At 40.6% G+C, this 12,967-nt stretch carries 9 protein-coding genes; 3 read left to right on the forward strand and 6 right to left on the reverse strand.

The window, feature by feature from the left end:
• Positions 1-24: 24 nt before the first annotated feature.
• The 5 genes from I6F48_RS03370 to I6F48_RS03390 all read right to left on the reverse strand — a co-directional run bounded on the left by I6F48_RS03370 (position 25) and on the right by I6F48_RS03390 (position 3,414).
• Positions 25-528 carry an Mpo1 family 2-hydroxy fatty acid dioxygenase gene (locus I6F48_RS03370; protein WP_010553511.1) on the reverse strand — a complete coding sequence of 168 codons (504 nt, stop codon included), beginning with the start codon at positions 526-528 and terminating at the stop codon, positions 25-27.
• Between the two features lie 84 nt (positions 529-612).
• Positions 613-1,020 carry a hypothetical protein gene (locus I6F48_RS03375; RefSeq protein WP_197118802.1) on the reverse strand — a complete coding sequence of 136 codons (408 nt, stop codon included), beginning with the start codon at positions 1,018-1,020 and terminating at the stop codon, positions 613-615.
• Positions 1,021-1,091: 71 nt separating this feature from the next.
• Positions 1,092-1,766: a Crp/Fnr family transcriptional regulator gene (locus I6F48_RS03380; RefSeq protein ID WP_010553509.1), complete on the reverse strand. Its 675-nt coding sequence runs from the start codon at positions 1,764-1,766 to the stop codon at positions 1,092-1,094.
• A gap of 3 nt (positions 1,767-1,769) precedes the next feature.
• Positions 1,770-2,441, reverse strand: coding sequence for a hypothetical protein (locus I6F48_RS03385; RefSeq protein ID WP_007583329.1), 672 nt, complete (start codon positions 2,439-2,441; stop codon positions 1,770-1,772).
• A gap of 64 nt (positions 2,442-2,505) precedes the next feature.
• Entirely contained in the window at positions 2,506-3,414 is a 909-nt protein-coding gene (locus tag I6F48_RS03390; protein ID WP_165727716.1) for an MBL fold metallo-hydrolase, read from the reverse strand.
• A gap of 483 nt (positions 3,415-3,897) precedes the next feature.
• Between I6F48_RS03390 and I6F48_RS03395 the strand changes: the two genes are divergently transcribed.
• The 3 genes from I6F48_RS03395 (at position 3,898) to I6F48_RS03405 (ending at position 9,997) form a co-directional block, all read left to right on the forward strand.
• Positions 3,898-6,864: a TonB-dependent receptor gene (locus I6F48_RS03395; protein WP_197118803.1), complete on the forward strand. Its 2,967-nt coding sequence runs from the start codon at positions 3,898-3,900 to the stop codon at positions 6,862-6,864.
• A 102-nt stretch (positions 6,865-6,966) separates the two neighbouring features.
• Positions 6,967-8,517 (forward strand): tryptophan halogenase family protein, encoded by a 1,551-nt coding sequence (locus I6F48_RS03400; protein ID WP_197118804.1) that lies wholly within the window; start codon positions 6,967-6,969, stop codon positions 8,515-8,517.
• Positions 8,510-9,997 carry a tryptophan halogenase family protein gene (locus I6F48_RS03405; RefSeq protein WP_197118805.1) on the forward strand — a complete coding sequence of 496 codons (1,488 nt, stop codon included), beginning with the start codon at positions 8,510-8,512 and terminating at the stop codon, positions 9,995-9,997. The genes I6F48_RS03400 and I6F48_RS03405 overlap by 8 nt, the downstream gene beginning before the upstream one ends.
• Before the next feature lie 327 nt (positions 9,998-10,324).
• Here I6F48_RS03405 and I6F48_RS03410 read toward each other — a convergent pair whose 3' ends face one another.
• On the reverse strand, positions 10,325-12,901 hold the full coding sequence (locus I6F48_RS03410; RefSeq protein ID WP_197118806.1) for a glycoside hydrolase family 3 protein: 2,577 nt from the start codon (positions 12,899-12,901) through the stop codon (positions 10,325-10,327).
• Between the last annotated feature and the right edge of the window lie 66 nt (positions 12,902-12,967).

The raw sequence follows: 12,967 nt of genomic DNA on the forward strand, positions 1-12,967 counted from the left end.
TATAAAGGTACTTAGTAAAGTATTTTACGCCTTTGTAGGACCTGCTATTGCGTTTACTTCATCTTCTAATGTTTTGTAAAAACCCATTAAAAATAGTAGTTCAACAGTTACGTACAAAGGGCCAATAATTAAACCAATTAGGTCATCTACAAACGCCGGTTTTTTACCTTCGTAATAGTGCCCAATAAACTGTAATACCCAGCCAAATACAAACACACCTACGCCAATACTCAACCAAGGCCAAAATGCCATTGCCGCAATAGGCTGAGCACCAACAAGGAGTAAAGTGAATATCACGGCCATAATAAAGCCAAGCGAAAAGCTCAGCATAAAATAATAAACAACCGACGCTAATACAAAAAGTTGTGCACCATCAATTACTACACTACCAAGGGGTATTTGAATGCGCGCTAGTAAACACAACGCTGCAAATACAATGAGCGGAATACCAATAAAGTGCGTTAGTACATTACGCTTAGAACGATGATATAAACCATATTTACCAAGTTGCTGTTGAAGTGTTTTCATTGTTTTGCCTTTATTTTTATATATAAAACTTACTTTAGCAAAAGTAAGCACAGCAACAATGTCAGGTATCCGACATTTTGTAAATTAAACAAATGCAGAAATTATTTTACCCGGCTCATGCTCACCTTTCATATCCGTTTGCTCGCGCCCTTTTTGATACTCTTGCTCAAGCATTTTTTGAAGTTCCTCTATTTTATCAGCAATTGCGCTAGGGTCTGCGCCCTCACTTTGCTGTTCTTTAATGAGCTCTTCTATTGTCGCTTTTAGCTCGTCTATTTTGTTTTTGTTTACACCTAAGCGCTGATAAACCAACGCTTCTTGAGCACTTTCTAAAAACGTTGGTTCTTTAGGGGCTGAGGTAATGCCTTTAGCATCACTTGTTTTTTCATTAGGAAGGACATTAGTTGCCGCAACTTCGATTGGATCTGCCGCTTTATTTACTGTAGGAGAGTTATAATTACTATATTGATTTTTAAAGGTTATTGTAGTCATTAGCTCAAATCCATTGTTGCGTTACATTATCTGTAGCAATTTTGGTTCCAACTAAATAAAACAGCCTCTATTTAAGCCTGTGTAGCACGCGCCTGTAACTTTTGTTTATCTAAAACAGTTATGCGTTGATACCCCAAACTAATGGCTTGTAGGCTAACAAGCTGTTGCAGTATTTGATTAATAGTTTGGCGCGTTAGGTAGGTCATATCAGCAAGTTGCTGCTGAGATAAAACAAGTGGTGTTAAGTGCTCTGTATGCTCGCTGAGCATTAAAAGTCGATTGCATACTTTTTGCTCAGCACTTAGTAATGCGTGATCTTCCATTGAGGTAAACATTAGGCGTAACTTTTGTGCCAGCAATAAACCAAACTCTTGCCAATATTGTGGCTGTTCGTTTAATAGCTGTTCAAGCTCGCGTTGGGGAACGTAAAAAAGCACAACGTCAGTTTGTGCATATACGTCATGAGTACGCAGGCCACCATCAAACAAGGTAACTTCGCCAAACCACAATGATGAATCAATAAAGCTCAATACGGCTTCTTTGCCTTCGTTACTTACGCCACTAATACGCACTACGCCGCTAAGCACTGCATAAATTCCATCGTGCTTATCACCTCGCAAAAATAATGATTGCTGAGCTTTTAGCGAGAGCGTTTTGCCCTGCGTTAATAAAAAGCTTTTTAAATAAGCGCTACGGTTTTTAAACCAATGCCCTTGCTCTATAACGTTTTGCTGCTGTGGAGTCATTATTTACTGCATTTGCTTATTAAATGGCTGTTTTTCGATAACCAATTTTTTAGGGAAATTTAAATCGGTTGCTATAACAAAATCATCGTAAGGATCATTACCCGAAAACAGCTCAGTTATTAATGTATCGTTTTTATAAACATTAACGGTTACACCGCTGCCCATACCGCCTGAGTTAATAATATAATAATGATATTCGCCGTTACTGAAAAATAAAATACTCTCGCCAATACGCCCTACTTGCCTGTAGTAACTACCAAATGGTGCATCCGGTGTTGCTTCTTTTTCAAGCCCTATGTCATTAACTCTACCAAATCGATAACTAAGCGATGAGTCATCTTTTGCAACACAAATAGAAAGCACTTTATCGGTAGGTTCTAACTTGTAGGCTGTACTTTCATCTGGGTTACGCACAACTTTATGCATTTTTGCGTTAATGTAGGCTGCTTCATTACTTTTACAATGTGTTGCAAGCATACCGACCACTAAAGCGGGTTCGTTTGTTTGAGCTGCTGGAGGTGTGTTTACTTTGAGATCAGAGGGTAAGTTACTTGCATTACTATTTAGCTGAGGGCTATCTTGCATTGCCATGCTTTGGTCGTCACAACCAAACAGTGCAAACAAGAAGAAAGAATAAAAGCTCGCTAAAAATTTAATGCGCATAATAAAATCCATCTATGAGAGAGCCTTTAAAATAGCGATAAAACTAGCGACCCGCAACACTCTTATGCGCAATACTTTATAAGTTTATTTTTAAACCATCTTCTGCAAAAACTACGTTACTTTTTAGTGATTTAATTAACGATTTTTTAAACAATTGCTGATTTTTTAATGACCGATTCATAAAATGAGATAGAACCGCCGTTTTAGGTGCAGCCTCAATTAGTACCTTAGTGATTTGACTTGGGGTAATGTGTAAATTTTTAGCCCCGTCTGATGCGTTTTCATCAATTGCGTTGTGCATAACCACTACATCGGCATTTTTAGCAAAGTCAGTAAATGTGCCGAACTTGTCGGTCATGTCGCCTGCAAACACAAGTTCGCATCCTGCTATACTTACTTTCCACGCTAAAGCCGGAATAGGTCCATGGTTAACTGTCATTGCATTAACAGCCAAATCACTTTGTAGTGATTGTTTAAATTCATTTTGTTTTGTTGATGCAACAGAACGAATATCTAATTTGTAGTTTTCATTACCTTCTACGTAATCACTTAAGTATCTAAATGCGCCCTGCTTACCTAGTAACGCTTGTGCATATTCATTAGTAGAAGCCATTACACGGTTGCCCTGGGGGCCAAATATCGCAAGTGTTTTATCGCGTGATGTAAAGTAACTGCCTTTTATAAAACTAGGTAAATCGCCAGCATGATCAGTGTGTAAATGGCTTAATAAAATGGCATCAACATCACTAAATTTTGCACCTGCTTTATCAAACCCAATACTAGCACCAGAGCCTACGTCAACTAACACTCTGGCTTTATTTTCGTGCCAAATAAGGTAACTTGTTGATGCGCGACCATCGTTAAGCTCAGGGCCGCCCGAGCCTAAAATTTGCAAACTTACATCACTACATTGCTGCGCGCCAATACTACTAAACGACGCCATAATTAAAGCGGTTGCAGCTAATCCTTGCTTTACATTGCTCATAATTATTAATACCTATAAATAGTGTTTTAAGTTGAGTCTATGGCTGAGTGTAATAAGTAATTTAAGTTTTGTCCTAGTTGAGTGACCAACGGCCTACTTATTAATTTTAGCCCTTACTAAAAGCTGATTTAAACACCTTATTAAAGTGTTTAAATAACTAAATGAATCAATAACCGGTTTTCTTATAATAAAATGTTGTTACACAACTATTTAAAACGGTTTTTTATAACCACCTGTAATTTATAATTTAAATAAAATTAAATCTAAAAAACATACATTTTAAAAACAATTTAGTCTCATTTTATTAAAACAATAGTTGACCCTATTTAAAATTTAAACTAGCATTTCTGGAAGCGCTTCCACAAAGCTCAGTTAAATGAATTTTTCTGGAAGCGCTTCCATACATTTGACAATGTTTATAATTACACAATAACAGCCCCATACAGCTGTTAATAATAATGATAAAAGTGCGAGGGAAACCGAATGTCCAACCATATTGTAAGAAAAACAAAGATAGCGACCAGCCTATCTCTGATTTTAGGCGCATCAATCTCTTTACCTGTATATGCACAAGAAGCAAATACAGATGTTGAAGTAATTCAAGTTACTGGCTTTAAAAGTAGTATTAAAGAGTCAACTCGGCTAAAACGCGACGCCGCAGGTGTTGTAGATGCTATATCAGCTGAAGATATTGGTAAATTCCCCGATACCAACTTAGCCGAGTCGCTACAGCGTATTACGGGTGTGTCGATTGATCGTTCAAATGGTGAAGGCTCTAAAGTAACGGTTCGTGGTTTTGGTCCCGACTACAATATGGTAACCCTAAACGGACGTACTATGCCGGCGGCGTCTTTGCCTTCAGGCGGTGGTACACCAAGCTCTCGTGCTTTTGACTTTGCAAACTTAGCGTCTGATAGCGTTAAATCGGTTGAAGTATATAAAACGGGTAAAGCAAGCATTGCATCTGGTGGTATTGGCGCAACAATTAATATTAATACGGCTCGCCCACTCGACAATCCAGGCTTTGTTTCAAGCATTGGCGTAAAAGCATTACACGACTCAACAAACCGCGTTGGTGATGACATAACACCAGAGCTTTCGGGCTTAATTAGCTGGACCGACAGTGAAGCTAAATTTGGTGCCTCACTTACAGCAAGTATGCAACAACGTGATAGCTCATCAACAGGTGCGTTTGTAAATCAATGGAATACATCTGCTTTTGACGGCACAATCCCACAAGCAGCAGACGATATTGTTTTAACTAATGCACCCGCTGTTGGCCAGCTTTATTCAATGCCATCAGATTTGCGCTACACCATTGCCGACAGAGAACGTACTCGTACAAACGCACAATTAACGTTGCAGTACAGCCCTATTGACGATTTAACAGCCACGCTTGATTACACGTACTCTAAGCAAGACTTATTCGAAGCCCGTGCTGAGCAATCAATATGGATGGATAACTACAAAAGCGCGCTAACATTTGACGATAACACGGTAAAAACCCCTATTTACTACCGAGAAGAACGTCGCGATCAGCAAACACGCGATTTAGGTTTAGCGTTTCAAGAGCTAAACCAAGTTAATCAAAACGACTCTATTGGTTTAAACGTTGAATACTATTTCAATTCACAATTGAGCTTTATGTTTGATGCGCACAATTCAAAAGCCACTAGCAAACCAGATGCACCTTACGGCAGCTGGGTAAATGCAGGCTTGGGAGCAAACGTAGTTAACGCACAAGAAGTTGATTTTAGCCGTGAACTTCCATCAATGAGTATCGATTTTGATGATTGCCGCCGAGACAACTTAAATTGTAATAACACATTAGATGCCTCTGATGTGGGTACGTCTATTTTAGATTCTAACTTTGCTCGCCAAGAGTCTGAAATAACAGAATTTAGAATCCATGGTAAATACGAAATTGAAAACGGTGCAATTGACTTTGGTATAGAGTCTCGCTCTATGGAAAGCCATTCACTGCAATCACTTACACGTAATACAATGGGTAACTGGGGTATAGAAAACCCAGGCGAACTACCTGATGGCTACCTAAACCCAACAAACTTTTTAGCTGAGTTTGACGACTACGATACATCGGGCTCGTTCAACCAAGGTTATACCGGCAGCGCATCGCAAATTGGTTACTGGGCAGGTGAAGAGTACGGCTTTAACTTTGCAGCCGATGGCGCATTTGCAACTAACCGCACCATTGAAGAAGATATAACCGCAGCGTTTGTGCAATTTACTTACAACGGCTACATTGGCGATATGCCATACAACATTGTTATTGGCGCACGCCAAGAGTCTACCGACATTACCTCAACGGCTAATATCGACTTACCTAACGCAGTAGCATGGGAAGGTAATAACGACTTTAACGTTCGTTTTGGCTCAGCTAAAGAAGATTTCACGCTTAAATCTAGCTACGATCACTTTTTACCAAGCTTTGACTTTGACATAGAAGTAATCGAAAACGTAAAAGCGCGTTTTTCTTATAGCACAACAATTGCTCGCCCAACTTACGACAACTTAAGTTCAGCAGCGACGGTTGGTGTACCAGGCGCCCCTACTCTTTTAGCGGGTTCATCACCGGCTACAGCGTCAACGGGTAACCCGGGTTTAGTGCCGCTTGAATCAGATAATATTGATGTATCGGCTGAGTGGTACTTTGCAGAAACAAGTTATGTGTCGGTAGGTTATTACACTAAAGACATCGAAAACTTTATTGGTTTAACACCCATGACGCAAAACTACTACGGATTACGCGATGCAACAGCGGGCCCTCGCGCTCAAGCTGCCATTGCTGAGCTAGAATCTCGCGGACTTGCAGTAACCGATTCAAACTTATTTCAAATGGTTGCCGCAACAGAAAACAACGTTGATTTTGACTCTATGACCTACGAAGAGTTTGAAGCCGCCTACGATGTAATTGCTAACAGCGATGACCCATTACTAGAATTTACAGCGCAAGTACCTACCAACAATAAAAATGCCACCATTGATGGTTTTGAAGTTGCCTTTCAGCACTTTTTTGGTGAAAGCGGTTTTGGTGTTCAAGCAAACTACACCACAGTTAATGGCGACATAGACTTTGATGTAAACGCTGACCCTACTACAACACAATTTGCACTAGTGGGTTTAAGCGATACAGCTAACTTTATAGCAATGTACGAAAACGATGATTTTCAAGCACGTATTGCTTACAACTGGCGTGATAAGTTTTTAAATAGCGCAGCTCGATACGTAAATGAGCCAGGCTTTACTGAAGAATATTATCAAATCGACTTTAATGTTGCGTACAACTACAGCGAGCAACTATCGTTTTTTGTTGAAGGCCTTAATATTACTGAACAAAACAGCCGCGAACATGGCCGTACGTCAGTTCAATTGTGGAACCTACAACAGCTAGGCGCACGTTACAATATTGGTATGCGTTACAACTTCTAAAGGTAATACAAAGTAAAGCCGTTAGTTTTTACTAGCGGCTTTTTTGTATTTAAAACAGTATTAATGCTAGTTTAAATGTTATCAACTTTAGGGTGTTAACTCATGATCAAACCAATAACAAAAATAGTCGTTTTAGGTGGAGGTACTGCCGGCTGGCTAAGCGCAGGCTTATTAGCCGCCGAACACCCGCACCTGAATGTAACGTTAGTTGAGTCGGCAAACGTGCCTATATTGGGTGTGGGCGAAGGCACGTGGCCGTCAATGCGCAACACCCTACAGCGCATTGGCATTAAAGAAAGTGATTTTATAACCCAGTGCGACGCGTCATTTAAGCAAGGTTCTAAATTTATAAATTGGCGAAACCTCAGCGAGGGAGAAAACTACTACCACCCTTTTATGAATCCACAAGGCTACGAGCACACTAATTTACACGCCAGTTGGCAACGTATTGCACCTAACCAAAAATTTGCCGACGTTGTTAATATGCAAAGCTTTGTATGCCAAGCAGCACTAGCACCAAAGCAATTACAAACACCTGAATATGCAGCAGTTACCAACTATGGTTATCATTTAGATGCGGGTAAATTTGCTGAGTTTTTAAAAAATCACTGCGTTAAAAACCTAAATGTTTCGCATATTATCGACGATGTAACCGAGGTTATTAACGACGAGCATGGCTATATTGCCTCATTAAAAACAAATAATAATGGCGATATAACGGGTGATTTATTTATAGATTGCTCAGGCTCTTGCGCTCGTTTAATTGGTGAGCATTTTAATAGTGAGTTTATAGCGCAAGATCATATTTTATTTAATAACAGCGCTGTTGCGGCGCAAATACCTAATGCACACGCCGATCAGCCAATTGCCTCTGCTACGCTATCTACAGCGCAAAGTAACGGTTGGATTTGGGATATAGCCCTGCCAACGCGCCGTGGTACAGGTTATGTATTTAGTAGTAAATATCAAAGCGATGAAAGCGCAACAAATACTCTAAAAAGCTACATAGCTAAAAGTACCAGTGAGCAACAAGCTGAGCAACTTACCTACCGCGTATTAAAATTCAGCCCTGGTTACAGGCAAAAATTTTGGATTAAAAACTGTGTTGCCGTAGGTATGTCAGCTGGCTTTTTAGAGCCGCTTGAAGCGTCAGCACTTGCCATGGTTGAGCTTTCAATTAGCATGATAAGCGAGCAACTCCCGCAAAACCGCACCCACATGAGCCAGCTTGCCATACGATTTAATGACCGTTTTAGCACTCGTTGGCAGCGCGTTATTGAGTTTTTAAAACTTCATTATGTGCTAAGCGAGCGCGACGACACTCCCTATTGGCAAAATATTAGTAATTTAAATACCGCGCCCGAGCGCCTGCAAAACTTACTTAAACTTTGGCAATTTCAGCCCCCTAGCCGCTTTGATTTTATTGAAAACGAAGAAGTGTTTTCATCAAGCAGTTATCAATACGTTTTATATGGCATGGGCTTTAATACACAAACAGTATCTGCACAAAATACATTTAACGACCCACGCACTGGGGATTACTATTATCAACAAAATCGCGAAAAAATAGCGCAGTGCTTAAATGGACTGCCAAGTAATCACGCGCTTTTAAATCACCTTTTATCAAATAATGGGCAGCCACATAATGACTAAAACAAACGCTGTTAAAAACGTAGTAATTACTGGAGGCGGCACTGCAGGTTGGATGGCCGCAGCGGCACTTGCTAAACTAGTTGGCAACAATATAAACATAACCCTTGTTGAATCTGACGATATTGGCACTGTAGGTGTTGGCGAAGCAACAATTCCGCCTATTCGTACATTTCATAAATTGCTGGGTATAAACGAGCAAGCATTTATGAAAGCCACTCAAGCAAGCTTTAAATTAGGTATTAGCTTTGAAAACTGGGGCGATGAAAACACGCATTATATTCACTCATTTGGCGCAACGGGCAAAGAATGTTGGGCGGGTGAATTTCATCACTTTTGGTTGCAAGGTAAAGATCTAGGAATAAACAATCCATTTGGCGATTACTGCTACGAACTGCAAGCGGCTAAAAGCGGTAAATTTGCGTTTAATCAGCAAAACCCCATTAAATATGCTTACCATATGGACGCCACACGTTACGCGCAGTTTTTACGTGAATTTTCAGAGCCATTAGGTGTAAAACGCATTGAAGGTAAAATACAAAAAGTAGTAAAAAACACTAAAATGGGCCATATAGAATCATTGATTTTAAATAATGGCGAGCACATTAACGGCGACTTTTTTATTGATTGCACCGGCTTTAGAGGCTTATTAATAGAGCAAGCATTGCATACTGGCTACGAAGACTGGTCGCATTTACTACCGTGTAATAGCGCCATTACGGTGCAAACAAAATCAACTAGCGATACTGTATTGCCACTTACCCGCTCTATTGCCCACAAAAGCGGCTGGCAATGGCGTATACCGCTGCAAAACCGTGTAGGCAACGGATTAGTTTATTGCAGCCAATATATGGATGACGAACAAGCCAAAGCGCTACTATTAAATAACATTGAGGGCGAGCCACTTACAGAGCCGCGTATTATTAAATTTAAAACAGGGCGTCGCTTAAAAGGCTGGAACAAAAACTGCCTAGCGCTTGGCCTTGCTAGCGGTTTTGTAGAGCCACTTGAGTCCACCAGCATTCACTTAATTATGTCGGGTATTATTCGCTTCATGCGTTTATTTCCGTTTAATGGCATTACCAATCACGCAATTGACGAATACAACAAACAGCTTAAAAGCGAAATTGAAAATATTCGCGACTTTATTGTGCTGCACTACAAAGTAACTAATCGCGATGACAGTGAGTTTTGGCAACACTGTAGCGCCATGGAAGTGCCAAAAACACTTCAACATAAAATTGATTTGTTTAAGCAAACTGGCCGTGTATTTTTAGACGATGGCGATATTTTTAGAGTCGATTCGTGGGTGCAAGTTATGCTTGGTCAAGGTATTGAGCCTAATCAACATCATTTAATAGCCAGCATGATGAGCGATGAAGAACTCACCCGTTTTTTACACGGTATTAAGCAACAAATAGAGCAACGCGTAAGCCAATTACCGCCTCACCATGATTTTTTAAAGCAGTATTGCCCAGCGTAAAAAAAGCCCTTACTAGGGCGTGTTGTTCTTTGGTGGTTAAATTTGCAGCAGCATATTTGGTTTTTAGGCAAGGCAGAGCCTATGTAGTGTGGTTATTCCCCATAAATAGGCTATAACGTAGCATAAATGCCAAACATGCGCTGCCCGTAGGGTTCTGCCTAGGGGCAATTTACTCTTTGTTGCTCGGTTTTTACTTAGCCCACTAGGTTACAAACCTCGCGCCGCGATTAAATTGCCCCTAGATTGAACAAATTTCAATCCACAAAGATCAACACGCCCTTAGGGCTTTGAGACAACACACAATAAACTTAACTTATAAACACTCTACTACTCACACTTTATTTTTGCTGTTTTAGCGCTTTGTGGTTCAAAGCTAATATCTGCAACTGAAACGCCAAGTTCTCCTGCTGTTTTAATAATAAAAGGGCTGGTTACTCTGGCAAAATCAATGCCCTTTTTAGCAAAACACGTTAAATCTATACTCATGGTTTGCCATGTATTTAAATCAGTATTTTTAAGCTCATTGGTAATATCAAGCTCGCCACCACAGCCTTGTTCGCACTTCATTGCAAGGTATGTCTGTGAGCTAGGTATTTGGTTTACTTTATAGCTAAAGCTAAGGGCCGAATTTGCTTCAATGTAGGCCACTTTGTCTTCGGTAAAGTTGCTATTAATTTCGATGTAGCTGGCTGCAGTGCCATCAAAATTAAATTGCATCGCATCTTCTTGAATCGCTTTGTCTTCAGTGCGATAAGTAATGCCGCCGAGCTTTACACTGTTACTTGCTACTTGGTGCTGCTCGCTGTTTGAATTTAAAAACAAACGCCACGGCGTTTTAAAGCTGCCATTAAATATAGATAGCGGCGCAAGGTTACTAATATCAACACCTGAGTCTTCATTTAGATTATTGCTAAGCGTACTTTCATCTTTATACGTTAAGCCAAAGCCATAGGGTAATAATGGCGAGTAATCAGCATCGCCCTTATTTACTGCGGTTTGAAGTGGCGATTTAGGCCACGAGAACGACAACTTACCTTTAAAGTCGTATTGTACCTGCCCACTTGCACCCGCTAGTAAAACATCTGCAATGCCTTGTCCTTCAGTGCCAGGAAGCCATGCTGCTACAAATGCATCTGACGCGTTTAGCTCGCTGTTAACCCACATTGGTCTGCCCGATATAAACACCGATACCACCGCAATACCTTGCTGCTTTAATGTTTTTAATATTTTAAGAGAACGTTTATTGTTACGTTCAAACTCAAGGTTGTCTTTATCGCCATGCCCCTCTGCGTATGGTTCTTCACCAAATACAACAATGGCTACATCGGGTTTGGTATTAAACTCACCCGTTGGGCTTAAAATAGCATTACCGCCAGCAGCCTCTATTTGCGTTTTTAGCCCCGCATAAATAGACGTTGCTCCAGGAAAATCTGCATTTTGATTATTAGTTCCCTGCCACGTAATACTCCAACCGCCCGATTGCTTGCCTATGTTATCGGCCGCATCGCCTGCAATCAGTATATTGCTTGATGGGTTAAGCGGTAATAAATGGTTGTTATTTTTAAGTAGTACTAACGACTCTTGAACCGCTTGGCGGGCAATATCGCGATGTGCAGGCGCACCTATTAGTTCTAACTTACCTGAGTATTTTCGATTTGCGGGGCTTGGTTTATCAAATAAACCCGCGCGTAATTTAACGCGTAAAATACGTGCTACGGCGTCATCTATTCGCGCCATTGTTATTGTGCCCGCTTTTACTTGTTTAATTGTATTTTCATAAAGCGGCTTCCAGGCACCCGTTGGCACCATAAAAATATCAAGCCCTGCATTAACAGCTTGCGGGCAGCTTTCATTTGTACAGTCTGCAACTTGTCCGTGCCCGTTCCAATCGCCTACAACAAAGCCATCAAAACCCATTTTTGTTTTTAGTACATCGGTAAGTAAGTATTTATTGCCGTGATTTTTTTTGCCATTCCAGCTATTAAACGATGCCATAACCGACTGACTACCCGCTGTTAAACCGCCAATATAACCTTGCGCATGAATATTATATAACGTCTCTTCGCTATCAATGTTATCACCCTGATCGTCGCCATCTACCGTACCGCCATCGCCTAAAAAGTGTTTAACGGTACTAATTACGCGTTTATCACTTAAAAAGTCCTCATCGGCTCTGCCTTGTAATCCGTTTACAATTGCGGCTGAATATTCACGTACAATTGCAGGGTCTTCTGAGTAACCTTCGTACGTTCTACCCCATCGATCATCGCGCACAACCGCAACAGTAGGTGCAAACACCCAATCTATGCCTGTTGCCATTACCTCTATTGCCGTAGCCGCTGCAATTCGCTCAATTAATGCAGGATTATTTGCTGCACCTAAACCAATATTGTGCGGAAATAACGTCGCGCCAATCACATTATTATGACCATGTACCGCATCAGTGCCCCACATAGTAGGAATTTTACTGCCATCAATTGAGTCATCTACCGATGCCTGATACATACTCTCAGCAAGCGTTATCCAATCGGCAGGCGTTGCATGTTTATTCGCATTCGGAAAAGAGCCACCGCCATTTAAATACGAACCAAAACCATATTTGCGCATGTCTTCAACACTAATATCGCGAATTTCAGGTTGGATCATCTGCGCTACTTTTTGCTCAAGCGTCATTGTTTTTAAATACTGTGCAATTGTATTTTCAATTTCAGGCGTTTTAACTACCTTGCTTGTAAGCGTTGGCCAAAGTGATAAATCACCTCGCTCATGCTCAGCACTTTTGGCTACCGCGCTTTGGTTATTATCAGCGTTAGCCCCTTGTTTATTACACGCACTTAAAACGCATAATCCGCCTATTAAAATAGGGAGCATTCGTAACCTGTTAGTGTTTAAGCTTTTTTTCATTTTTATAGCCCTGTGTTGTGTCAGTGTGTTTTTGTGCAGCGCCTATTTGTTATTTAAATTTAACTA

This window comes from Pseudoalteromonas sp. SWYJ118, from assembly GCF_015864505.1.
GTDB classification, from domain to species: domain Bacteria; phylum Pseudomonadota; class Gammaproteobacteria; order Enterobacterales; family Alteromonadaceae; genus Pseudoalteromonas; species Pseudoalteromonas arctica.